Origin of the sequence: Thermoactinospora rubra (genome assembly GCF_002093975.1) — a bacterium.
Lineage (GTDB): Bacteria > Actinomycetota > Actinomycetes > Streptosporangiales > Streptosporangiaceae > Nonomuraea > Nonomuraea rubra_A.
The window spans coordinates 59396-83318 of the sequence record NZ_KZ084328.1; the positions used below are offsets into that span (position 1 = coordinate 59396).

A 23923-nucleotide genomic window follows, 5' to 3' on the forward strand; every position below is an offset into this window, starting at 1 on the left:
CCCAACCTAGCGGCCGACGGTGAGGCGGAGCCGGTCGAGGTAGGTCAGCTGCGCGGCGACGAGCGCGGCGAACGCCACGGCCACCGTCAGGGGCGGCGTGGTCAGGCCCACCGGCGGGTCGGCGCCGAATCCCCGGCTGTGGAGCTGGAGCAGCGCCACCGGGGCCGACCAGTGCTCGGGCCGGGTGGCCACCAGCAGCCGCCACAGCGGCTCCTGGGCGTTGAGCAGGGTCACCGCGCCCACGAGGACGGCCGCCATGGGCAGGCTCGGCAGCACGACCGTGGCCAGGAACGGGCCGCCGCGCTCGGCCAGCCCCCGGCACAGCAGCGTCAGCACGACCAGCGCGGGCACGCTGACCAGCAGCGGGTCGACGAGCGCCACGAGGGTGTCGAGCAGGCCCAGCTCGCGGTAGGTCAGCCACAGCGCGCCCGACAGCGGCCCGACGCCGACGAACAACCAGGGCGCGAAGGCCAGCAGCAGCCACTCGCTGTGACGGCCGAGGGGACGCAGCCCGCCGATGCCGAGGGCGGCCAGGTAGGCGACGCCGACCGACACCAGCGCCCCGGCCAGGGCGGGCAGCCAGGTGTACAGGTGGAGCCGCACCGTGTCCAGCGGTGCGGGATCCGGCCGCAGGGGGTCCAGCGGCGCGGCGCCGCCCAGGAACGCCGCCGACAGCCAGGGCAGGCTGCCCAGGATCGCCAGCACGACGACCAGGACCAGCGCGACCACCCCGGGCACCCGGCTGCCGCGGGCCTCGGCCGGGCGCGGCAGGAGCATCAGCCGCGTCCGGGCCGCGACCAGGACGACGACGGCCACCAGGCCCAGGACGCCGAGGATCAGGCCCGTCACCGTGGCGAGCGCGGCGCCGTACCCCAGCCGGAAGCCGGAGAAGGCCTGCCTGAGGTGCAGCACCCCCAGGGTGGGGACGCGGCCGGCCAGCGGGTAGACCACGCCGAAGGCCTGCAGGCCCGTGGCCAGCGTGGCCAGGGCCAGCACGGCGCCTGCCACGAGCATGCCGCCCACGCTGCGCGAGGCCGGCAGGTAGGCGATGAGCGCCAGCCCGCACACCGCGCCGAACAGCGCCGCGGTGATGTACAGGGCCGTGACGAGGGGGCCGCCGCCGGGCGTCACCAGCGGCACGCCCGCCACGGCGATGGCGACCGGCGAGCACACGACGATCCACAGCGACAAGGCCACCCGGCCCGCGCGCCGCGGCCACGGGCCGCCGTGGTCGAGCGCGGCCGCCAGCAGCGGCGCCACCACCACGACGACCAGCAACGGCAGGATCGCCAGCGCGAGCGTGAAGCCCGCGGCCGCCCAGAAGCGCTCGTCGCCCAGGAGCCGCGTGTAATTCTCGGCCCCCACGGGGCGGGCCGGTCTCAGCACGGCCTCGTCGGTGAACGACATGGCGATCGTCCGCACGGTCGGCACGACCAGCGTCACGATCGCGGCCAGGAGGGCGGGGAGGGTCAATAACCAGCCGGCGACACGTTGCACGGCTGGAACTCTAGCCTCAGGCTTCGATCTTCTCCATGACCTCGTCGCTGACGTCGAAGTTGGCGTAGACGTTCTGCACGTCGTCGCTGTCCTCCAGGGCGTCGATGAGGCGGAAGACCTTCTTGGCGGCCTCCTCGTCCAGCGGCACGCTGATGCTCGGCAGGAAGCTGGACTCGGCCGAGTCGTAGTCGATGCCCGCCTCCTGCAGCGCCTTGCGCACCGGGACCAGGTCGCCGGCCTCGGAGACCACCTCGAAGGAGTCGCCCAGGTCGTTGACCTCCTCGGCGCCCGCGTCGAGCACCGCGGCCAGCACGTCGTCCTCGGTCAGGCCGTTCTTGGGCACGATGACGACGCCCTTGCGGTTGAACATGTACGACACCGAGCCGGGGTCGGCCAGCGAGCCGCCGTTGCGGGTCAGCGCCACGCGCACCTCGGAGGCGGCGCGGTTGCGGTTGTCGGTGAGGCACTCGATCAGCAGGGCCACGCCGTTCGGGCCGTAGCCCTCGTACCAGATCGTCTGCCAGTCGGCGCCGCCCGCCTCCAGGCCGCCGCCGCGCTTGCGGGCGCGCTCGATGTTGTCCAGCGGCACCGAGTTCTTCCGCGCCTTCTGGATGGCGTCGTAGAGGGTGGGGTTGCCGTCGGGGTCGGGGCCACCGGTCCGCGCTGCCACCTCGATGTTCTTGATCAGCTTGGCGAACAGCTTGCCACGCTTGGCGTCGAGTGCAGCCTTCTTGTGCTTCGTCGTCGCCCATTTGGAGTGGCCGGACATGAGTTACAGCTCCCTCAGCATCTCTACGAAGTACTCGTGCACGCGCGTGTCCCCGGTCAGCTCCGGGTGGAACGACGTCGCGAGCAGCGGTCCCTGGCGGACCGCGACGATCCTATCTCCCGTGGCGGCCAGCACATCGACACCCGAGCCGACGGACTCCACCCACGGGGCCCGGATGAAGACGGCGCGCACCGGGGAGCCGGCGAAGTCGAGGTCGGCCTCGAAGGAGTCGACCTGCCGCCCGAAGGCGTTGCGGCGCACGGTCATGTCGATGCCGCCGACGGTCTCCTGGCCGGGGACGCCGTCCTCGATCCGGTCGGCCAGCATGATCATGCCGGCGCAGGAGCCGTACGCGGGCATGCCGTTCTTGATCCGCAGCCGCAGCGGCTCCAGCAGCTCGAAGCTGTCGGCCAGCTTCCACATGGTGGTGGACTCGCCGCCCGGGATGACCAGCGCGTCGACGGCCTCCAGCTCCGCGGGCCGGCGCACGGCCCTGGCCGTCGCTCCGGCGGCCTCCAGCGCGCGGACGTGCTCCCGCACGTCGCCTTGGAGGGCCAGGACACCGATCGTGGGCACAGCGCATCCTTCCGTCGAAGGGGGTTTCCCCTGATTGAACACCATCAGGGGCCTCGCTCTTCCATCAAGGCCCTTCCATCAGGACGTACAGCGGGCGATGGTCGGAGGGCGCGTCCGCCGGGCCGAGGTGACAGCGCTTGACGCGAGCGGCGAAGAGGTAGTCGAGCTTCCTGGACGCGGCTTTCCCGGACGCGGTTTTCCCGGACGCGGTGTAGGTCCACCGGTTGCGCGGGTCGCACTCGCGGTAGGTCCGGTAGGCGCCGCGCAGCGCGGGGTGGCCGGGGGTGAGGTTGAGGTCGCCGCCCAGCAGCCCGGCCTTCAGGGCGAGGAGCTCCTCGACCTGCCTGGTCCGGTACGGCGCGCCGGGCTGCCGGTCGTCGTCGGCCCGGCCGGAGGACAGGTGGGTGCCGCAGACGCGGATCCCGGCATAGGCGGCGCACAGCGCGGCCCGCCGGACGTACCAGGGCGGCGAGCTCAGCGGGTGCGCCTCGAAGCGGGCCGCGTCCTGGGCCACCGCGACGGTGACGCTCTGGGCGCCGCGGTCGCGGCCCTGGTAGTCGGGGTGGCAGGCGTACGGCGAGCCGTCGGCGGCCACCAGCCCCCAGGACGAGACGCTCCAGGGCCGCCCGGTCAGCTCCTCCAGCCAGCGCTCCAGCGGCGCGCCCGCGCCCGAGCAGAACTCCTGCAGGAAGATCACGTCAGGCTTGATCGGCCGGCCGACGGCGTAGCGGGCGACCCGCCAGCCCAGCTCGTGCACGCCGCCGCGATACAGCGGGCAGGCCGAGTTGGTCCCGGCGCACACGTTCCACGTCATCGCCGCCACGGACGACGGGGCGGGGGGCGGGGGCGNATCCAACCACTACGGGCGCTCGGTCTCCAGGCGCACGGTCTCCTCGGCGGTGATCCCGCCCAGCGTGCTGAGGGCCGGGTCCAGCGGGCGCAGGTAGGTCTGCTGGACGCCGGGCACCCGGTCCTCCACGACGAAGGTGGCGCGGGTGTAGACCTCCGCGCCCGGCGTCTGCACCCGCGGCACCACCCTGAAGTCCGCGGTCAGCAGGTCGCGCTCGATCCGGGTGAGCACGTAGCCGCGCTGGTTGTTGTAGAACCTCAGGTGCGGGTTGATCTTCAGGAACGGGTGCGTGGCCGGGTCGGAGTCGCGCCCGTCGCCGCCGGTGCTGATGGAGGTCGTCACCAGCTCCGAGCCCACGGTGGGCCCGGTGGGGTCGTCGTAGTCGAGCTTGAGGTCGCCGGCCCAGTGGGCGTGCACGTCGCCGGTCAGCACCACCGGGTTGCGCACGCCCGCGTCGATCCAGCCCTGCGTGATGCGCCGCCGCGATGCCACATAGCCGTCCCAGGCGTCCTGGCTGGTGACCTTCTGCGGCCCGGCGTTGTTGTCGCGCTGGGCGAAGAAGACCTGCTGGCCGAGGATGTCCCAGCGGGCGCGGGAGTGGCGGAAGCCGTCCAGCAGCCAGGCCTCCTGCTCGGCGCCGGTGATGGAGCGGGCCGGGTCGAGGCTGGCCGGGCAGTCCTTGTAGCCGTCGCCGCAGCCCTGGTCGTCGCGGTACTGCCGGGTGTCGAGCATGTGGAAGGTGGCCAGCGCGCCCCACCGGATGCGCCGGTAGAGCTGCATGTCGATGCCCCGCGGGATGGAGGTGCGGCGCAGCGGCATGTTCTCGTAGTAGGCGCGGAAGGCGGCCTCGCGCCGGGACAGGAAGTTCGGCTGCGGGATCTCCGGCTTCTCCGGCACCTCGTCGGCCCAGTTGTTGTCCAGCTCGTGGTCGTCCCAGACCACCAGCCACGAGCAGGCGGCGTGGGCGGCCTGCAGGTCGGGGTCGGCCTTGTACTGGGCGTGGCGGCGGCGGTAGTCGGCCAGCGTCTCGGTCTCCGGCCCCTCGTGGTGGCGGATGTTGCCGCCGGGGATGGTGTAGGTGTTCCTGGCGTACTCGTACTGGTAGTCGCCGAGGTGGAGGACCAGGTCGGGGCGCTCCTCGGCCAGGCGGCGGTAGGCGGTGAAGTAGCCGTGCTCGTACTGGGCGCAGGAGACGAACGCCATCGCGAGCGGCCCGCCGTACGCCAGGGGGTGGGGGGCGGTCCTGGCCCGGCCGAGCGGGGAGAGGTAGGGGCCGACGCGGAAGCGGTACCAGTACTCCCGGTCCGAGCGCAGCGAGCCGACCTCCACGTGGACGCTGTGGCCCCACTCGGGGGCGGCCACGGCCACGCCGGCGCGGACGACGCGGCGGGCGTTCTCGTCGGCGTAGACCTGCCACAGCACCGGGAAGGGCCAGGGCGGCATGCCGCCCATCCCGTCCTCGGCCAGCGGGTCGACGGCAAGGCGGGTCCAGATGACGAAGCCCTCGTGGTCGGGGTCGCCGCTGGCCACGCCGAGCGTGAAGGGGTCGGCGCGCAGGCCGCGCGAGGCGAGCGACCCGGCGGTCTCGCCAGTGGGGTCGAGCTGGGGGTCGGGCTGGGGGTCGGGCTGGGGGTCGGCGTGCGCGGCGGCCGCGGGTAAGGCGGTGGCGACGCCCGCGGCCAGGCCGGTGGCGAGGCCTGTGACGAGGAAGGACCGGCGGTCGAGTCGGGACATGGGGCGCTCCCGGATGATCTAGAGGGACGCCCGTAGCCTTCCGGAACCCCCTGAATCCCCGGTGAACACCACAAGACAGCTAGCTGCGAAATATCACGAAAAAAATGAGAAAGGGGCGGCATAACGCCGCCCCTGAAGAGGATCCCTTTACCAGCCGCGCTCGGCCAGGCGGTGCGGCACCGGGATGTCGTCGACGTTGATCCCCACCATGGCCTCGCCCAGGCCGCGGGAGACCTTGGCGATGACGTCGGGGTCGTCGTAGAAGGTGGTGGCCTTGACGATGGCGGCGGCGCGCTTGGCCGGGTCGCCCGACTTGAAGATGCCCGAGCCGACGAACACGCCCTCGGCGCCCAGCTGCATCATCATCGCCGCGTCGGCCGGGGTGGCGATGCCGCCGGCGGTGAAGAGCACCACGGGCAGCTTGCCGGTCCTGGCGACCTCGACGACCAGCTCGTACGGCGCCTGCAGCTCCTTGGCCGCGACGTACAGCTCGTCCTCCGGCAGGGAGGTGAGCCGCTTGATCTCGGCGCGGATGGTGCGCATGTGCGTCACGGCGTTCGACACGTCGCCCGTGCCCGCCTCGCCCTTGGACCGGATCATGGCAGCGCCCTCGTTGATGCGGCGCAGCGCCTCGCCGAGGTTGGTGGCCCCGCACACGAACGGCACGGTGAACTTCCACTTGTCGATGTGGTTGGCGTAGTCGGCGGGGGTGAGCACCTCCGACTCGTCGATGTAGTCCACGCCGAGCGCCTGCAGCACCTGCGCCTCGACGAAGTGGCCGATGCGGGCCTTGGCCATGACCGGGATGGACACCGCGTTGATGATGCCCTCGATCATGTCCGGGTCGCTCATGCGGGACACGCCGCCCTGGGCCCGGATGTCGGCGGGGACGCGCTCCAGGGCCATGACGGCCACGGCGCCGGCGTCCTCAGCGATCTTGGCCTGCTCGGGGGTGACGACGTCCATGATGACGCCGCCCTTCAGCATCTCGGCCATGCCTCGCTTGACCCGAGCGGTACCGGTGGCTACTTCGGACACGGTTGATACACCTCACGACGCTTTTCGGATTGCGCACCCAGTGTAGGGACGCGCCAGTGGTACCCGTTAAGGGCCACTTTCGCTCCGCGGCACCAGACCACTCAGGGAATGACGGGCTTCTTGCTCGCGAGCGCGATCCACACCTGGCCGGGGGCGAAGTTCATCGGCTCGCCCTCCGGAGTGGTGAACGTCGTGCCCCCTTCCTCCGATTCCCGCTCCCAGCGCGCCTTGAAGGCCATCCCGTCGCGCAGCACGATCGCCTCGCCCTTGCCCACGGTGTGGACCAGCGGCGTGTAGCTGTCGTTCTTGTCGTGGAACTGGGAGCGCACGGTCTTGGTGTACTGCACGACGACGGTCGGCGCCGACAGCTGCCCGCCCTCGGCGGCCATGTCGCGCTTGCCGTCCTGCCAGATCAGCCACTGCTTCCTGGCCTGCGACCAGCGGAAGTCGAAGCGCGCCGCCGGCCACCTGACGGTGAAGGACTTGCGCGGCACGCCGCCCTGGGCCGGGGCCTCGCCGAAGGTGAAGCCGATGTCCTTGGCCTTGCTCGCCCTGGGCGCGCTCTGCAGGAGCTTCCTGGTGTGGGCGAACAGGTTGTAGGGCGCGTAGCGGCCCGGCTGGCGGAAGTAGGCGCCCGGCGCGCGGCTGTCGGAGACGTCGAACAGCGACGCCTTGGCGATGAACGGCAGCATCTTGGTCTGCGCCCCGGAGTAGGCGAAGGCCGGCTTGCCGAACATCGGGGTGATGTGCAGGTCGGAGATGCGGGCGCTGCGCACCGGGCCCACCTTGGGCGGCAGCTTGGAGGAGAAGATCGCCATCAGCCGCGTCAGGCCCGCCTCGACCTGCTCGATGTAGACGATGTCGGCGCTCTTCAGGCCCAGCTGCGGCTTGCCGGCCGCGGTGTTCTCGATCTTCACCGCCAGCACCGGCCTCAGCTTCCCGTCGTACGGCAGGCCGGTGAACGGGTGCGTGGCCGGCGGCGGCTGCGAGGCCGACGGGGAGGCGGTGGCCGCCTGCGGCGCGGACGCGGGCGGCTTGTCGTCGGAGCACGCCGCCACGGGCGCGAGGACGGCAAGCGCCGCCAGGATCGTCCGCACGGCTCGCACTGGCTGACTCCTCCGCTCAACGCCAATAAAACGGCAGAAGCTTACCGGCGTTTGGCAAAAGGGGTTATTCCGTGGACATGTTCTCCGGCGGGAGGTCGTCGATCTCGAAGAACTCGGGGGTCTCGGTGTGCCCGGCCAGCCGCAGGGTCCTGGCCAGCCACCGGCGCTGGGCCGCCCGCGTCACCGCCACGGCGTTGTTGTAGAAGCGCCGCGAGTAGACGACCTTGGCCACCGCCGCGTCCAGCTCCTGCAGCAGGTCGCCGCCGCCGGGCGACTCGGCGAGCTTCTCGCGGAAGCGCTCCTGGTCGGCCGCCGCGCGCAGGGCCTTGGACAGGTTGCTCTCGGCGTGCTCGCGCTCCTCCGGCCCCGCCGTACGGGCCTCGTGGGCGGCGGCGGCCAGCACCAGCGAGGTGGCCGGGTCCAGCAGCCGCGAGCCGGCCAGCTCCAGCACCACGGCCCTGCGGCGGGTCAGCGCCGCGTCCAGCGCCTCGCGGGCCAGCTCCAGGCGGATGTGCAGGCGGTCCAGCCGCCCGGCCCGCCAGGAGATGTAGACGGCGGTGAGCACCACGAGGATGCCCACCAGCAGCAGGACGATGCCCTCACTCACAGGCCCTCCTTCGTCGGACCTGTGAGTAGACTGCTGTGCTCACTGGTGCCCTCGACAAGCTCGGTCACAAGTCCTCCACCACGCGGCCGGTCCCGCCGGCGGTGACCGTCTCGTAGACCCGCACCACGTCACGCGCGACCGTGGACCAGTCGTACTTGCGCACCGCCACGCGCGCCTCGGCGGCCAGCTTGGCGCGCCGCTCCGGGTCGGCCAGCAGCGCCCTGGCCTCCTCGGCCAGGGAGGCGGGGTCGCCGTTGCGGAACAGCGCGCCGGCCTGCCCCTCCCCCAGCACCTTGCGGAAGGCCGGGATGTCGCTGGCCAGCACGGTCGCCCCGGACGCCATCGCCTCGGCCAGCACGATGCCGAAGCTCTCCCCGCCCGTGTTGGGCGCGCAGAAGACGTCGACGGAGTGGTAGGCGCGGATCTTGTCCTCCTCGCTGACCATGCCCAGCAGCGTCACCCGGTCGCGCACGTTCCTGGGCACCTTGACCTCGCCGGGGCCGGCCACGAGCAGCCGGGCGCCGGGGATGTCGGCCAGCGCCTCCAGCAGGATCGGCAGGCCCTTGCGCGGCTCGTCCACCCGGCCCAGGAAGCCGATCGTGGCCCCGTCGGGCCCCCACCCGGGCAGCGGCTCGGCCTCGGCGTAGCGGCTGACGGTCACGCCGTTGGGGATCAGCACCGCGTCGCCGCCGAACTGCTCCACCAGGCTCTTGCGCGCGGCGTCGGAGACCGCGATGCGCCCGTGCAGCTTCTCCAGCGCGCTGTGCAGCAGCGGCTCGGCGATCGCGATGGCACGCGAGCGGCTGAAGGATGCGTGGAAGGTCGCCACGATCGGGCCCTTGGCCGCCCAGCAGGCCAGCACGCCCAGGCTCGGGATCAGCGGCTCGTGGATGTGGAGCACGTCGAAGCCGCCGTCCTGGATCCAGCGCCGCACCCGCGCCGCCGACAGGAACCCGAACGACAGCCGCGCCACCGACCCGTTGTACGGCACCGGCACCGCCCGGCCCGCGCCGGTCACGTACGGCGGCAGCTCTCCGTCGTCGGCCGCCGGGGCGATCACCGACACCTCGTGGCCCTGCGCCATGAGGGCCTGGGCCAGGTCGTCGATGTGCTGCTTGACGCCGCCGGGCATGTCCCACGAGTAGGGGCACACGATGCCGACCCTCATGCGACCCTCACCGCGGATCCAGGTCGTCGAGCCACAGGCGCTGGAGCATGTGCCAGTCCTCCGGGTGCTCGGCGATGCCCTTTTCGAAGAACTCCGTCAGCCGCTGCGCCATGGCGGCGACCTTCTCCTGGCGGGTGCCCTCGCGCGGGACCGGGACCTCCTCGTGGATGCGGATGGCCCAGTCGGGGCCCTCGAACCAGATGACCGCGGGCAGCAGCGCCGCGCCGGTCTGCACGGCCAGCAGCGCCGGCCCCGCGGGCACCTTGGTGGTGGCGCCGAAGAACTCCACCTCGATGCCGTGGCGGGTGAGGTCGCGCTCGGCCGGCAGGCACACCACGCCGCCCCGCCGCAGCCGGGAGGCCAGCACGGCCACCGTGTGGCCGGGCCCGCCCGTCAGCGGCAGCACCTCCATGCCCAGGCCCTCGCGGAAGGCGGTGTAGCGGCGGAACAGCGACTCGGGCCTGAGCCGCTCGGCCACGGTGGTGAAGCGCTGGCCCCGGCCCGCCAGCCACGCCCCCGCCTGGTCCCAGTTGCCCATGTGCGGCAGCGCCAGCACCACCCCGCGGCCGGACTCCAGCGTCTTCCAGATGTTCTCGTCGCCGGTGACGTGGGTGCGCCGCTCGATCTCCTCGGCGCTCATCTTCGGCAGGCGGAAGACCTCGTGGAAGTAGCGGAAGTACGAGCGCATGCCGCGGCGGGACAGCTCGCGCAGCTCCTCGTCCTTCAGGCCGGTGACCCGGGACAGGTTGCGCTCCAGGCGCCGCACCGCCGGGCCGCGGCCGCGCCAGACCCGGTCGGCCATCCGCTCGAACGCCTTGGCGGTGAGCCGTTCCGGCAGCAGGGGGACCAGCTTCCAGCCCGCCGCGAACCCCGCGGCGACCGCGCGATCCATCATCGAGACGCTCATCACTCTCCAGTCTGCCGACGAACGTGGAGGATGCGCTGCACCACCGTCACGGCGCTCGCCACGGCCAGCAGCCACATGCCCGCGGGCAGGATGTACGGCACGCCGAGCCCGGACAGGCCCGCCGCGACCAGGCTGACCAGCAGCCGCTCCGGGCGCTCGGCCAGCCCCACGTCGCAGGTCAGCCCCAGCCCCTCGGCGCGCGCCTTGACATACGACACCAGCGCCCCGGCCACCAGGCAGAACAGCGTCACGGCCACCATGAGCAGGTCGCCGTCCAGCGCGAAGTAGACGATCAGCCCCGAGAAGATCGCCGCGTCGGCCACCCGGTCGAGCGTGGAGTCCAGGAACGCGCCCCACGTGCTGCCGCCGCCCCCGCCGAGCCGGGCCACCACGCCGTCGAGCAGGTCGAACAGCACGAACACCGCGATGGTGAAGGCGCCCCACCACAGCTGGCCCAGGGGGAACAGCACCAGGGCGGCGGCGACCGTGCCGAGGGTGCCGATCGCCGTGACGGTGTTCGGACCGATCCCCCGGTTCACCAGAGCCCTGCCCAGGGGGGTGAGGATCCGGGTCATGGCCGGGCGCAGGAGTTTCAGCATCGCGCTCCGATCGTAGGCCATTTTCTTTGGCGCTCACCTCTTGTGAGATCCGCCACACGGGTATTTGGTGAACACACCGCGTCCTTGCGGTTACCAAGCAGCCGGTGCGGGCGCGGCGTTGGAGCCGAACCGACGAAGACGCGGGCCCTTCGGGCCCAGGGAAGCGAGGCAACGTGGCCGAGAAGAACCCCGTGGGAGCCGCCGGCAGGGCACCGACGGCCGACAGGGCGGATGGAATACGCAATGTCGTCCTTGTCGGCCACTCGGGAGCGGGCAAGACGACCCTCGTGGAGCACCTGCTCACGGCGACCGGCACCATCCAGCGCGCGGGCCGCGTGGAGGACGGCACCACCGTCAGCGACTTCGACGAGGTGGAGGTGCGCCAGCAGCGGTCGGTGAACCTGGCGCTGGCCCCCCTCGTCCACAACGGCATCAAGATCAACCTGCTGGACACGCCCGGCTACGCCGACTTCGTCGGCGACCTGCGCGCGGGCCTGCGCGCGGCCGACGCGGCGCTGTTCGTGGTGTCGGCCTGCGAGGGCATCGACGGGCTGACCCAGATGCTGTGGGAGGAGTGCGCCCAGGTCGGGATGCCCAGGGCGGTCGTCATCACCAAGCTGGACCACCAGCGCGCCAACTTCTCCGAGGTGCTGGCCACCTGCCAGGACATCTTCGGCGACGGCGTGGCGCCGCTGTACCTGCCGGTCAGCGAGTCCGGGCAGGTCAAGGGACTCATCGGGCTGCTGTCGCAGAAGTTCTTCGACTACAGCGGCGGCACCCGCCAGGAGAGGGAGCCCGAGCCCGCCTACCGGGCGCAGATCGACGAGCACCGCGGCGTGCTGATCGAGGGGATCATCCAGGAGAGCGAAGACGAGTCCCTCATGGACCGCTACCTGAGCGGCGAGGAGATCGACACCAAGGTCCTCATCGAGGACCTGGAGAAGGCGGTGGCGCGCGGCAACTTCTACCCCGTGCTGTGCAGCGGCACGGGCGTGGGCGCCGCCGAGATCCTCGAGATCGTCACCCAGGGCTTCCCGTCGCCGCTGGAGCACCCGCTGCCCGAGATCACCACCATCGACGGCAAGCCGGTCCAGGACATCGCCTGCGACCCCGAGGGCCCGCTCGTGGCCGAGGTCGTCAAGACCACCAGCGACCCCTACGTGGGCCGCATCAGCCTGGTGCGCGTCTTCTCCGGCACGCTGCGGCCCGACATGACCGTCCACGTCTCCGGGCACGGCCTGGCCGAGCGCGGCCACGAGGACCACGACGTCGACGAGCGCGTCGGCACGCTGTCCAGCCCGCTGGGCAAGCAGCAGCGCACGGTGCCCAAGGCCATCGCCGGCGACATCGTGGCGGTGGCCAAGCTGGCGCGGGCCGAGACCGGCGACACGCTGTCGGCCGTGGACCGGCCGCTGCTGATGACCGCCTGGTCGATGCCCGACCCGCTGCTGCCGGTGGCCATCAGGGCCAAGTCCAAGGCCGATGAGGACAAGCTGTCCCAGGCGCTGTCCCGCCTGGTCGCCGAGGACCCGACGCTGCGCCTGGAGCACAACGCCGAGACCCGGCAGCTGGTGCTGTGGTGCATGGGCGAGGCCCACACCGACGTCCTGCTGGACCGGCTGGCCAAGCGGCACGGGGTGGAGGTCGAGCGGGTGGACCTGCGGGTGCCACTGCGGGAGACCTTCGGCGGCAAGGCCCAGGCGATGGGGCGCAACGTCAAGCAGACCGGCGGCCACGGCCAGTACGCCATCTGCCACATCGAGGTCGAGCCCCTGCCGTCCGGCGGGGGTTTCGAGTTCGTCGACAAGATCGTCGGCGGCGTGGTCCCGCGGCAGTTCATCCCGTCGGTGGAGAAGGGCGTCCGGCAGCAGATGGAGCGCGGCGTGGCCTACGGCTACCCGATGGTCGACATCCGCGTCACGCTCTACGACGGCAAGGCCCACTCGGTGGACTCCTCCGACATGGCCTTCCAGATCGCGGGGCAGCTGGCGCTGAAGGAGGCCGCCGCCAAGGTGCCCGTGCTGCTGCTGGAGCCGGTCGACGAGCTGTCGGTGCTGGTGTCGGACGAGTACGTCGGCTCGGTGATGTCCGACCTGTCCTCGCGGCGCGGCCGGGTGCTCGGCACCGAGGCGGTGGGCCGCGGCAGGACCCTGGTGAAGGCGGAGGTCCCCCAGCTGGAGATCACGCGCTACGCGATCGACCTGCGGTCGATGTCGCACGGCACCGGCACGTTCACGCGCTCCTTCCTGCGCTACGAGCCGCTGCCGTCGCACCTGACCGACAAGGTCGCCGCCGCGTCGGCCGAGTGACGGGAGGTACGGCGGGGCGCAACGCGAGGAACGCCCCGCCCCATCCTCCACTCATGTCACAGTAATATCACAAAATGATTTCGGTTTTCTGGCCAAAGCATCCCTGAGGCGATGCCACACTGGGGAACCATGCGCACAGCACGTCCCCTGCTCGCCGCCGCCGCCCTGGCCGCCGTCGCGACAGGCGTCGCCTACGCCTACGGCCCCCGCGCGGACGCGCGGCCCGACGCCACCGCGAACGCCTCGCCCGCCGCCCAGACCGCCAAGGACTGCGCGCCCGACCCCAAGGCGCCCAAGCGGCAGCTGCGGGGCGTCTGGATCGCCACCGTCAAGAACATCGACTGGCCCTCGCGCACCGGGCTGAGCCCCGCCCGCCAGCAGGCCGAATACGTCAAGCTCCTCGACGCCGCCGCCGCGCGCCGGTTCAACGCCGTCTTCGTCCAGGTCCGGCCGGCCTCCGACGCGCTCTACAAGTCCTCGATGGAGCCCTGGTCGCAGTACCTCACCGGCACGCCCGGCAAGGACCCCGGCTGGGACCCGCTGCCCTTCCTCATCCAGGAGGCGCACAAGCGCGGGCTGGAGTTCCACGCCTGGTTCAACCCCTACCGCGCCGCCTATGACACCGACCTGTCGCGGCTGCCCGCCACTCACCCGGCCCGCGTCCACCCCGACTGGCTCGTCAAGTACGGCGACCGCCTCTACTACAACCCGGGCCTGCCGCAGGTCCGCGACCACGTCACGGCCGTCGTCACCGACGTCGTCAAGCGCTACGACGTCGACGGCGTGCACTTCGACGACTACTTCTACCCCTATCCGGTGGCCGGCGCGACGTTCAACGACGCCGCCGCCTTTACAAAGTACGGCAAGGGCAGGAAGCTGGCCGACTGGCGCCGCGACAACGTCAACAAGCTGGTGGCGCAGGTCGACAAGGCCGTCCACGACGTCAAGAAGCACGTGAAGTTCGGCATCAGCCCCTTCGGCATCTGGCGCAACAAGGCCCAGGACCCCGCGGGCTCGGCCACCGCCGGCATGTCGGCCTACGACGCCATCTACGCCGACGCGCGCCACTGGATCAAGGCGGGCACGGTCGACTACGTCATGCCGCAGCTGTACTGGCCGCGCGGCTTCAAGGCGGCCGACTACCGGGTGCTCGTGCCGTGGTGGGCCAAGCAGGTCAAGGACACCGACGTCGACCTCTACATCGGCCAGGCGCTCTACCAGGTCGGCACGCGCGGCAACCAGGCGTGGACCAGGCCGGGCGAGCTGCCCGCCCACCTGACCCTCAACCGCGCCCACAAGCAGGTCTCCGGCGACGTGTACTTCAGCGCCACCCAGCTGAAGACCAACCCGCTGAGGGTCCTGGACCGGCTGGTGGCCGAGCACTACTCGCGGCCCGCGCTGCTGCCGCTGATCGAGGAGCGCGGCGGCCAGGCCCCGGCCAAGCCGTCCGGCCTGCGGGCCGACGGGTCGACGCTGCGCTGGAGCGCCTCCCCCGGCGCCCGCTCCTACGCCGTCTACCGGGTCGCCGGCCGCCCGGGCGCCTGCGCCACGGCCGACGCCCGCAACCTGGTGGCGGTGGTGACGGGCACCGAGTTCGCCGCCCAGCAGGCGGGCACCTACCTGGTCACGGCACTGGACCGGCTGCACAACGAGAGCAAGCCGGCCACGGTCACGGTCGCCCCCGCCTGACGGTCGCTCCCGGGCGTCACTCCCAGGCTTCGGCCAGCAGCCGCCGGGTGTCGGCCAGCAGCTGCGGCAGCACCTTGGTGCGCGCCACGACCGGCATGAAGTTGGTGTCGCCGCCCCACCGGGGCACGACGTGCTGGTGCAGGTGCGCCGCGATGCCCGCGCCCGCCACGTCGCCGAGGTTCATGCCCACGTTGAAGCCCTGCGCGCCGCTGGCCTTGCGCAGGGCGCGCAGCGCCCGCTGGGTGAAGTCGCCCAGCTCGGCGACCTCCTCGGCGTCCAGCTCCTCGTAGCCGGACACGTGGCGGAAGGGCACCACCATGAGGTGCCCGGAGTTGTAGGGGTAGAGGTTGAGCACTGCGTACACCGTGCTCCCCCGCGCCACGACGAGACCGTCCTCGTCGCTCATCTTGGGGATCTCGCAGAACGGGCAGCCATCGTCGGCGCTGGGCCCCGTGGGCTTGTTCTCGCCCTTGATGTAGGCCATCCGGTGCGGGGTCCACAGCCGTTCGAAAGCGTCCTCGTGCATTCTCGGATTATGACGGATGCCCTCGAACCCATGCCCACCGACTGGCAGCGCGCGCTGGCCGTCGTCGCCCACCCCGACGACCTGGAGTACGGCTGCGCCTCGGCCATCGCCGCCTGGACCGACGCCGGCAAGGAGGTCGCCTACGTGCTCGTCACCCGGGGCGAGGCCGGCATCGACACCCTCGACCCGGCCAAGGCCGGACCGCTGCGCGAGCGCGAGCAGCGGGCCAGCGCCGCGGTGGTGGGGGTGACGCGAGTGGAGTTCCTCGGCCACCCCGACGGGGTGATCGAGTACGGCCCTGCCCTGCGCCGAGACCTGGCCGCGGCCATCAGGAGGCACCGGCCCGAGCTGGTCGTCACCATCAACCACCACGACACCTGGGGCGGGACGATGTGGAACACGCCCGACCACCGGGCGGTCGGCCGGGCGACGCTGGACGCCGCCTCGGACGCGGGCAACCGCTGGATCTTCCCGGACGCCGGTCCCGAGCCGTGGAACGGCGTGCGCTGGGTGGCGGTCGCGGCCTCGCCGTACCCCACGCACGCGGTGGACGTCTCGGCCACCCTGGAGCGGGGCGTCCGCTCGCTGCTGGAGCACCGCTCCTACATCGAGGCGCTGACCGAGGAGGAGCCCGAGGCCTACTGCCGGGGCTTCCTGGAGGGCATCGCCGAGCGGGCGGGCGAGCGCTTCGGCGGCCGCCCCGCGGTGACGTTCGAGCTGTTCGCCCGCTGAGACCCCTTCGGTGGGGTACGGCGCGAGCCGTACCCCACCGGCGGGTCAGACCTGGACGCGGCGCGCCACGGCGTCGACGATCTCGGCCACGGCGGCGTCGATGGGCACGCCGTTCTTCTGCTGGCCGCTGCGGTAGCGGAAGGAGACCGCGCCGCCCGCCATGTCCTCGTCGCCGGCGAGCAGCATGTAGGGCACCTTGGCCTTCTGCGCGTTGCGGATCTTCTTCTGCATCCGGTCGTCGGAGGCGTCGACCTCGACCCGGATGCCGTGCTCGCGCAGCTTCTTGGCGACATCCTGCAGGTAGGGCACGTGGGCGTCAGCGATCGGGATGCCGACGACCTGCACGGGCGCCAGCCACGGCGGGAACGCGCCGGCGTAGTGCTCCACCAGCACGCCGAGGAACCGCTCGATCGACCCGAACAGCGCCCGGTGGATCATGACGGGCGTCTGGCGGCTGCCGTCGGCCGCCTGGTACTCCAGCTCGAAGCGCTTGGGCTGGTTGAAGTCGAGCTGGATGGTCGACAGCTGCCAGGTGCGGCCGATGGCGTCCTTGGCCTGGACGGAGATCTTGGGCCCGTAGAAGGCCGCGCCGCCCGGGTCGTCCTTCAGCTCCAAGCCCGACTCCTCGGCCGCCTGGCGCAGCGCCTCGGTGGCCTCCGCCCAGTCGGCCGGGTCGCCGATGAACTTGTCGGAGTCGTCACGGGTGGACAGCTCCAGGTAGAACTCCGACAGGCCGAAGTCGCGCAGCACGCTGAGCACGAAGGCGAGCAGGCTCTTGATCTCCCCGCCCATCTGCTCCTTGGTGCAGTAGATGTGGGAGTCGTCCTGCGTCATGCCGCGCACCCGGGTCAGGCCGTGGACCACGCCCGACTTCTCGTAGCGGTAGACGGTGCCGAACTCGCACAGCCGCAGCGGCAGCTCCCGGTAGGACCGCCCGCGCGCCCGGAAGATCAGGTTGTGCATCGGGCAGTTCATCGGCTTGACGCGGTATTCGGTGCCATCCAGCTCGAAGGGCGGGAACATGTCGTCGGCGTACCACGGCAGGTGCCCGGAGGTCTCGAACAGCTGCGACTTGGTGATGTGCGGGGTGTTGACGAACTCGTAGCCCGCCTCGGCCTGCCGGCGGCGCATGTAGTCCTCCATCTCCTTGCGGATGATGCCGCCCTTGGGATGGAAGACCGGCAGGCCGCTGCCCAGCTCCGGCGGGAAGCTGAACAGGTCGAGCTCGGCGCCCAGCTTGCGGTGGTCGCGCTTTTCCGCTTCCTCCAGCAGGTGGAGGTATTCGTCCTGCCTCTCGCGGCTCTCCCAGGCGGTGCCGTAGATGCGCTGCAGCTGCGGGTTCTTCTCGCTGCCGCGCCAGTAGGCGCCGCCGGTGCGCATGAGCTTGAACGCCGGGATGGCCCTGGTGGAGGGCAGGTGCGGGCCCCGGCACAGGTCCTTCCAGCACAGCTCGCCCGTCTTGGGGTCGAGGTTGTCGTAGATGGTCAGCTGGCCGGCGCCGACCTCGACGCTCTCCTCCTCGGCCGCGCCGCCCTTCAGGCCGATGAGCTCCAGCTTGTACGGCTCGGCGGCCAGCTCCCGGCGGGCCTGCTCGTCGGAGACGGGACGGCGGGCGAAGGTCTGGCCCTGCTTGACGATCTCGCGCATGCGCTTCTCGATGCGCTTGAGGTCGTCCGGGTGGAAGGGCTGCTTGACGTCGAAGTCGTAGTAGAAGCCGTTCTCCACCGGCGGGCCGATGCCCAGCTTGGCCTCGGGGAACAGCTCCTGCACGGCCTGGGCCAGCACGTGGGCGGTGGAGTGGCGCAGGATCGCGCGGCCGTCGTCGGATCCGATCTCGACGGGCTCGACGACGTCGCCGTCGGCCAGCACGTGGGCCAGGTCGCGCAGCTCGCCGTTGACGCGGGCCGCGATGACGGTCCTGCCGTCGGCCTCCAGTGCGTCCCCGGCCGTCGTGCCGGCCGCGACCACACGCTCGGCTCCGGCGAGGGTGATGCGTAGCTCGGCTGACACGATGGCTCCTTGGATTTGTCACGTGTGGGCGGTCGAGTTCCGATGCTATCGCGGGCGGAAGCCCAGCCTGGTCAGCTCCTTGCGGCTGCCGTGGAAGACGTTGCGGTCCACGGGGCTGGTGTCGTACTGGTGGATCGTCCAGTCGCGCCAGGGCGGCGGCACGGTCGGGTCGCCTCTGGGCCGGTGCGGGCAGGCGATCCACAGCGGGTACCGGTCCAGGCCCGCGCAGTTCCCCTCGCGGGCGAAGGCCAGGTAGGTGTAGACGAAGGGCCGCACCCGGGCGTGCCGTTCGACGAAGCGGCACCAGCGGCGGGCGTACTCGGCCACCCGCTCGGGCCGCAGCCCGTCGTCGGTCTCCAGGTCCAGGGCCAGCAGGTCGCCCCTGCGCAGGCCGCCCGCCGCCCTGATCCTGGCCAGGAAGTGCCGCGCCTGCTCCAGGGGGTCGCCCTTGGGCCTGGCGAAGTGGTAGGCGCCGCACACCAGCCAGCTCTCCCGCATGCCGGCCCAGTTGTGCGCGAACCACCTGTCGGCGTAGCCGCCGCCCTCGGTGGCCTTGGCGAAGGCGAAGGCGACGCCGGCCTTGGCGTGCGAGGGCCAGTCGACCCGGCCCTGCCAGTTGGACACGTCGATGCCGTGGAGCACGCGGTTCACCCTGGGTGAGTGTATCGACACGCTCCCGCACCGGGGCCGTGCCGCGCCGCCGTCAGGACAGCAGGGAGCGCAGCAGCCGCCGGGTGCGGTCGAACTCGGCGAACTGCGCGGCGGCGAAGTCGGTGACGCCGATCTCGGCCAGCTGCCGGATCTGGGCGCGCACGCTGTCCTCGTCGCCCACGATCGCCACGTCGCCGGGCTGGGCGGCGCCCTCCCGGTCGAGCATGGCCCGGTAGGAGGGCAGCTGGCCGTACACGGCGAAGACCTCGTTGGCCCGGGCGCGGGCGGCCTCGGGGTCGTCGGTGACGCACACGGGCAGGCCGCAGACGATGCGCTTGCCCTCCCCCAGCGCGGGGGCGACGTGCTCGGCGACCGTCTTGGGGCCGGTCATCCACAGCACGGTGCCGTCGGCCTTGTCCCTGGCCAGCTGGAGCATGCGCGGCGCGAGCGCGGCGATCAGCACGGGGAAGCCCGCGCCCGGCGTGCTGAGCGACAGGTGGCCCTGCAGCGTCTGGCCGGTGTAGTCCGCCTTGTCGCCGCGTGCGAGCGGCAGCAGGATCTCCAGGTACTCGCGCATGTGCCGGGCCGGCTTGTCGAAGCTGTAGCCGTACATGTCCTCGATGACGATCTTGTGGGACAGGCCGATGCCGAGCGTCAGCCGTCCGTCCAGGGCCGCGTTGACGGTCCTGGCCTGCTGGGCCAGCGCGGCCGGGTGGCGCGGGTAGGTGGGCACGACGGCGGTGCCGAGCTCGATGCCCGGCACCTGGCTGCCGGCCACGGCGAGGGCGGTCAGCGCGTCGACGCCGAAGATGTGCGACAGCCAGGCGGAGGCGAAGCCTTCGTCGGCGGCGCGCGCTATGGCGTCGCGCAGGGAGCGGAGGTCCTTGGGCTCGTTCAGCAGCAGTCCGACACGCATCGTTACAGAACTCCATTCGGTTCGGGCATTTGTAAGGTTAGACCCATGACCCACGAGCGCGCAGGACAGCCTGCTCAGCCGGGCGACCTGGTGGACGTCGCCAGGCTGGTGACCGCCTACTACACGCTGCACCCCGACCCGGCCGAGCCCGCGCAGCGGGTCTCCTTCGGCACCTCGGGGCACCGCGGCTCCGCCCTCACCGCGTCGTTCAACGAGGACCACATCCTGGCCACCAGCCAGGCGATCGTGGACTACCGCACGGCGCAGGGCGTCACCGGGCCGCTGTTCCTGGGCGCCGACACCCACGCCCTGTCCGAGCCCGCCCGCGTGTCGGCCCTGGAGGTGTTCGCCGCCAACGGGGTCCGCGTGCTGGTCGACAGCCGCGACGGCTACACGCCCACCCCGGCCGTCTCGCACGCGATCCTCACGCACCCCGGCTCCGACGGCGTCGTGGTCACCCCGTCGCACAACCCGCCGGCCGACGGCGGCTTCAAGTACAACCCGCCCTCCGGCGGGCCGGCCGACACCGACGCGACCTCCTGGATCCAGGACCGCGCCAACGAGATCATCGCGGGCGGGCTGAAGGAGGTGCGCCGCACGCCCTACCGCAGGGACCTGGGCGAGCCGTACGACTTCCTGGGCGCCTACGTCGACGACCTGCCGTCGGTGGTGGACGTCGAGGCCGTCAGGAACGCGGGCGTGCGCATCGGCGCCGACCCCCTCGGCGGGGCGAGCGTGGCCTACTGGGCGGCGATCGCCGAGCGGCACGGGCTGGACCTCACGGTGGTCAATCCCGAGGTGGACCCGACGTGGCGGTTCATGACGCTCGACTGGGACGGCAGGATCCGCATGGACTGCTCCTCGCCGTACGCCATGGCGTCCCTGATCGCGGGCCGTGACAAGTACGACATCGCCACCGGCAACGACGCCGACGCCGACCGCCACGGCGTCGTCACGCCCGACGGCGGGCTGATGAACCCCAACCACTACCTGGCGGTGGCGATCTCCTACCTGTTCGCCAACCGCTCGGCCTGGCCGGCCGGCGCGGCCGTCGGCAAGACGCTGGTGAGCAGCAGCATGATCGACCGGGTGGCGGCCAAGGTGGGCAGGCCGCTGGTGGAGGTGCCGGTCGGCTTCAAGTGGTTCGTGGCCGGGCTGCTCGACGGGTCGCTCGGGTTCAGCGGCGAGGAGAGCGCGGGGGCGTCCTTCCTGCGGCGCGACGGGTCGGTGTGGACCACCGACAAGGACGGGATCATCCTGGCGCTGCTGGCCTCGGAGATCCTGGCGGTGACCGGCCGGACGCCCAGCGAGCTGTACCGCGACCTGACCGCCCAGTACGGCGATCCGGCCTACGCCAGGGTCGACGCGCCCGCCACGCGCGAGGAGAAGGCCGTGCTGGCCAAGCTCTCCCCCGCGCAGGTCACCGCCGACACGCTGGCCGGTGAGCCGATCACGGCCGTGCTGACCACCGCGCCGGGCAACGGCGCGCCCATCGGCGGGCTGAAGGTCTGCACCGAGAACGCCTGGTTCGCCGCGCGGCCCTCGGGCACCGAGGACGTCTACAAGATCTACGCCGAGTCCTTCCACGGCCCCGAGCACCTGGCCAGGGTGCAGGAGGAGGCCCGTGCCGTGGTCTCGGCGGCGCTGTCGTGAGCCGCCTGTCCCAGATCGTGGTCGACAGCCGCGACCCGGCCGGGCTGGCGCGCTTCTGGGCGGCCCTGCTCGGCGGCGAGCCGGTGGACCGGGCGCGGGGCTGGTCGCATGTGGAGCCGCCCGGCTTCCCGCGGCTGGCCTTCCAGGTGATGGCCGACCCGGAAGGCAACGAGTTCTGCTTCGTCAGCGGCTGAGCTCGGCCGCGGCCCGCTCCCGCACGCCCGGGCGGCCGAGGTCGGCGCGCCGCCCGGCCTCGACGCCGTCCCGGTAGCCGGTGCCGCTGGTGGTGGGGACGCTGCGCCTGATGCGCGGATACACCCGGGCCACCGCCCGCTCCACCTCGGCCTGCCGGTCGGCCAGCACCAGGGCCGCGCCGGACGCGGCCTGCGCCTCCGCGCGCTCCTCGGCCTCGCGCAGCAGCCGGTGCACCTCGTCGGCGAAGCCCAGCAGCCACGAGCGGCGGTAGGCGCGCGGCGAGGGCTCCCCCGGCGGCGGCCGTACGGCCCGCAGCCCCGAGACCATCTGCAGCAGCAGCGACGTGGCCAGCATGTCGGCGCGTTCCAGGTCGGAGCCGAAGCCGAAGACGTGCACCCGCTGGCCGCCCTCGCCGCGCCCGATCAGCAGCGGGCGGCAGCGCACGGCCTGCGCCACCAGGCACACCAGCCGCGCCTTCTCGCGGGCCCAGGGGCCGCCGACGGTGACGATCCGGTCGCCCGGCGCGCGGCGCGCCGACTCGCCGCCGAGCATGGCCTGCTCGATGCCGTGGCGGGCCATCAGCGCCGACGCCGCGGCCATGAACGTCGCCCGCTCGTGCTCGTTGTCGGTCCGCTCGGCCTTGGCCAGCAGCTTCCTGACCCGCTGGAGCGTCCTGTCCTCGCTCAAGCGCCGGAGTGCACGGCTATCGCGGGGAAGGCGCCCGTGTCGACGATGCCGTGCTCCTGGTACAGCTGCTCGATGAGCGCGTGCGCCTTCGGCTCCAGCTTCCACAGCGCCCGCCACTCGCGCGCCATGGCCACCGACACGCCCACCTCCTGGGCGATGTCCACGGTCCGCGGCACGATCCGCTTGGCGATCTGCCGGTCCCAGTAGCGCCTGGCCTCCCGCATGAGCCTGGCCCGCTCGGCGGTGTCGAGGACCTGCGGGGTGGTGTCGAGCACCTCCACCTCCTCGTCGTCCTCCTGCACCAGCTCGGCCAGCGCCGGGGGCAGCTCGCGGGCGGGCACGGGCGTGTGGTCGGCCTTGGGCGCCCACGGCACGCGCGGGTCGGCGTCGATGAGCGCCTCGGTGTTGTACAGCGCGGCGATCTGGGCCAGCAGCGCCTCCTGGCGGGCCGGGTCGACGGCCAGCCCGGTGTGCTCCACGGCCTGGTCCATGGCCTTGTCCAGCTTGGCCAGGGCGGCGCGCACCTTCCGCTCGGGCGCGCCCTGCTCGCGCAGCGTCTTGGCCCGCTTGGCGGCCAGCGCCACCCGGGTGAGGCGGCGGTGGACGTCGACCTCGGTGGCCGTGCGGTCGCTCACCTCGGCCAGGCCCAGCCGTACCAGCATCCGCTCGGGGGTGAGCCGCCAGTTGATGCGGCCGGTGCCGCGGATGCGGTGCCGTTCGATGGCCATGCCGCGCTCCCACAGCCAGGCGGCCACCAGCGGGGCGGCCAGGCGGAAGACGGCCTCGGCGACGCTGCGCGCGTCCATGCTCGACAGCACGGCCGTCAGGCAGGTCAGCGCCCACACCGCGACGCCGTCGATGCCGGCGGAGAAGTTCTCGCGCATGTTGCGCCGGGCGCGCACGGCGCTGGTGACGATCGCGACCTCGATGAAGGCGAACAGCAGCAGCCGCAGCGGCCCGTCCAGGCCCAGCACGTCGCCGGAGAAGCGCCACATGCCCTGGGCGGACACGCCGGTGGCGATGCAGGCGGCGACGATGGTGAGCACGTCCTCGACGGGGCGCGGCTGGACGTAGCGGCGGAACAGCGTCACGGCCGCGCGCCAGGCCAGGCGGGTCAGCAGGGCGGCGATGGCCAGGGCGAGCAGGCCGAGGACGCCGATGAGTCCGGCGACGACCGGCTTGTCCGTGATGAAGGCGGCGATTTCCTCAAGTGGGGGCATCAGTGGCTGTCCGTCAGGTTCGCTCTCCGACTGTGTTTCCGAGGGGATCATCGCAGAATGTTGGGCCGTTGTACGCCAAACAGCCACTCCAGCCCCACCGGCATCACGCTGTCCTCACCTCGGAGGCACAATCGAGACGACGGTTGGAGGATCCGTGGGCAAACGATCACGCAGACGCCGAGTCCTCACCGGCGGCGCCCCGGGATGGCTCCCGGGGTTCGGCCCGGGCGAACCGCACGGGCCCGATCCGGACGATCCGGACGCGCCGCCGTTCGACCACCCGGAGGGCGGGGTGCGCGAGCCCCGCCGCCCCAAGCCGGCGCCGCCCTCCCTGGCCGCCGAGGCGCCGCTGCCCCAGCCGCCGGTCGCGGTGCGGGAGCGGGCCCTGGAAGTGACGGGTCCGACCAGGGTCTGATCCGGCTGTTCCGACTTCCGGCCGATGCCACGGTCACGACCGTTCCACCAGGATGGGACCATCAGGAGC

At 72.1% G+C, this 23923-nt stretch carries 23 protein-coding genes; 6 read left to right on the forward strand and 17 right to left on the reverse strand.

The features are described 5' to 3' along the window. Positions 1-6 precede the first annotated feature (6 nt). From BSB02_RS07580 to pgsA, 11 genes are all read right to left on the reverse strand, one after another. Entirely contained in the window at positions 7-1497 is a 1491-nt protein-coding gene (locus BSB02_RS07580; protein ID WP_143590359.1) for a sugar ABC transporter permease, read from the reverse strand. A gap of 16 nt (positions 1498-1513) precedes the next feature. Further along, entirely contained in the window at positions 1514-2266 is a 753-nt protein-coding gene (locus BSB02_RS07585; protein ID WP_084957980.1) for a YebC/PmpR family DNA-binding transcriptional regulator, read from the reverse strand. Positions 2267-2269: 3 nt separating this feature from the next. Further along, positions 2270-2887, reverse strand: coding sequence for a pyridoxal 5'-phosphate synthase glutaminase subunit PdxT (gene pdxT / locus BSB02_RS07590; RefSeq protein ID WP_084957981.1), 618 nt, complete (start codon positions 2885-2887; stop codon positions 2270-2272). 19 nt (positions 2888-2906) lie between these two features. Next, complete coding sequence (locus tag BSB02_RS43415) at positions 2907-3656, reverse strand: endonuclease/exonuclease/phosphatase family protein (RefSeq protein ID WP_143590361.1); 750 nt, start codon at positions 3654-3656, stop codon at positions 2907-2909. A gap of 45 nt (positions 3657-3701) precedes the next feature. Beyond that, positions 3702-5426, reverse strand: coding sequence for an alkaline phosphatase D family protein (locus BSB02_RS07600; RefSeq protein ID WP_084957983.1), 1725 nt, complete (start codon positions 5424-5426; stop codon positions 3702-3704). Between the two features lie 147 nt (positions 5427-5573). Then, positions 5574-6464, reverse strand: coding sequence for a pyridoxal 5'-phosphate synthase lyase subunit PdxS (gene pdxS / locus BSB02_RS07605; protein WP_084957984.1), 891 nt, complete (start codon positions 6462-6464; stop codon positions 5574-5576). 101 nt (positions 6465-6565) lie between these two features. Further along, the gene (locus tag BSB02_RS07610; RefSeq protein ID WP_084957985.1) at positions 6566-7570 is read right to left on the reverse strand and encodes a DUF3048 domain-containing protein; all 1005 of its coding nucleotides are present in this window, start codon (positions 7568-7570) and stop codon (positions 6566-6568) included. 64 nt (positions 7571-7634) lie between these two features. Continuing rightward, positions 7635-8177 (reverse strand): hypothetical protein, encoded by a 543-nt coding sequence (locus tag BSB02_RS07615; RefSeq protein WP_084957986.1) that lies wholly within the window; start codon positions 8175-8177, stop codon positions 7635-7637. 64 nt (positions 8178-8241) lie between these two features. Then, positions 8242-9345 carry a glycosyltransferase family 4 protein gene (locus tag BSB02_RS07620; RefSeq protein ID WP_084957987.1) on the reverse strand — a complete coding sequence of 368 codons (1104 nt, stop codon included), beginning with the start codon at positions 9343-9345 and terminating at the stop codon, positions 8242-8244. Positions 9346-9352: 7 nt separating this feature from the next. Beyond that, positions 9353-10252 (reverse strand): phosphatidylinositol mannoside acyltransferase, encoded by a 900-nt coding sequence (locus BSB02_RS07625; protein ID WP_206184560.1) that lies wholly within the window; start codon positions 10250-10252, stop codon positions 9353-9355. After that, positions 10252-10851, reverse strand: a complete 600-nt coding sequence (pgsA, locus tag BSB02_RS07630; protein ID WP_169729369.1) for a phosphatidylinositol phosphate synthase — start codon at positions 10849-10851, stop codon at positions 10252-10254. Before pgsA ends, BSB02_RS07625 begins: the two co-directional genes overlap by 1 nt. A 173-nt stretch (positions 10852-11024) precedes the next feature. On the opposite strand from pgsA, the gene BSB02_RS07635 reads away from it, so the two are divergent. After that, on the forward strand, positions 11025-13160 hold the full coding sequence (locus BSB02_RS07635) for an elongation factor G-like protein EF-G2 (RefSeq protein ID WP_084957989.1): 2136 nt from the start codon (positions 11025-11027) through the stop codon (positions 13158-13160). A gap of 129 nt (positions 13161-13289) precedes the next feature. Beyond that, positions 13290-14849, forward strand: a complete 1560-nt coding sequence (locus tag BSB02_RS07640) for a glycoside hydrolase family 10-like protein (RefSeq protein WP_084957990.1) — start codon at positions 13290-13292, stop codon at positions 14847-14849. A 16-nt stretch (positions 14850-14865) separates the two neighbouring features. On the opposite strand, the gene BSB02_RS07645 is transcribed toward BSB02_RS07640, so the two are convergent. After that, positions 14866-15375, reverse strand: coding sequence for an HIT family protein (locus tag BSB02_RS07645; protein WP_084957991.1), 510 nt, complete (start codon positions 15373-15375; stop codon positions 14866-14868). Positions 15376-15384: 9 nt separating this feature from the next. Between BSB02_RS07645 and BSB02_RS07650 the strand changes: the two genes are divergently transcribed. Beyond that, the gene (locus BSB02_RS07650) at positions 15385-16107 is read left to right on the forward strand and encodes a PIG-L deacetylase family protein (RefSeq protein WP_084957992.1); all 723 of its coding nucleotides are present in this window, start codon (positions 15385-15387) and stop codon (positions 16105-16107) included. Positions 16108-16152: 45 nt separating this feature from the next. On the opposite strand, the gene thrS is transcribed toward BSB02_RS07650, so the two are convergent. The 3 genes from thrS to BSB02_RS07665 are packed head-to-tail and all read right to left on the reverse strand — an operon-like array spanning position 16153 to position 19684. Beyond that, entirely contained in the window at positions 16153-18117 is a 1965-nt protein-coding gene (thrS, locus tag BSB02_RS07655; protein WP_084957993.1) for a threonine--tRNA ligase, read from the reverse strand. Positions 18118-18162: 45 nt separating this feature from the next. Then, a complete protein-coding gene (locus BSB02_RS07660; protein ID WP_158088579.1) occupies positions 18163-18768 on the reverse strand; it encodes a glycoside hydrolase family 25 protein in 606 nt (201 codons plus the stop codon). 52 nt (positions 18769-18820) lie between these two features. Further along, the gene (locus BSB02_RS07665; protein ID WP_084957995.1) at positions 18821-19684 is read right to left on the reverse strand and encodes a TIGR03564 family F420-dependent LLM class oxidoreductase; all 864 of its coding nucleotides are present in this window, start codon (positions 19682-19684) and stop codon (positions 18821-18823) included. 45 nt (positions 19685-19729) lie between these two features. On the opposite strand from BSB02_RS07665, the gene pgm reads away from it, so the two are divergent. Together pgm and BSB02_RS07675 are read left to right on the forward strand one after the other, a co-directional pair. Continuing rightward, the gene (gene pgm, locus BSB02_RS07670) at positions 19730-21337 is read left to right on the forward strand and encodes a phosphoglucomutase (alpha-D-glucose-1,6-bisphosphate-dependent) (RefSeq protein ID WP_084957996.1); all 1608 of its coding nucleotides are present in this window, start codon (positions 19730-19732) and stop codon (positions 21335-21337) included. Further along, a complete protein-coding gene (locus BSB02_RS07675) occupies positions 21334-21531 on the forward strand; it encodes a VOC family protein (protein ID WP_420855835.1) in 198 nt (65 codons plus the stop codon). Before pgm ends, BSB02_RS07675 begins: the two co-directional genes overlap by 4 nt. On the opposite strand, the gene BSB02_RS07680 is transcribed toward BSB02_RS07675, so the two are convergent. Then, complete coding sequence (locus BSB02_RS07680) at positions 21521-22219, reverse strand: DUF2786 domain-containing protein (protein ID WP_158088580.1); 699 nt, start codon at positions 22217-22219, stop codon at positions 21521-21523. The two genes, BSB02_RS07675 and BSB02_RS07680, sit on opposite strands and share 11 nt — an antisense overlap. Next, complete coding sequence (locus BSB02_RS07685) at positions 22216-23439, reverse strand: hypothetical protein (protein ID WP_084957998.1); 1224 nt, start codon at positions 23437-23439, stop codon at positions 22216-22218. Before BSB02_RS07685 ends, BSB02_RS07680 begins: the two co-directional genes overlap by 4 nt. 154 nt (positions 23440-23593) lie before the next feature. Here BSB02_RS07685 and BSB02_RS40500 point away from each other — a divergent pair, with 154 nt between their 5' ends. Then, entirely contained in the window at positions 23594-23854 is a 261-nt protein-coding gene (locus BSB02_RS40500) for a hypothetical protein (protein ID WP_084957999.1), read from the forward strand. Positions 23855-23923 lie beyond the last annotated feature (69 nt).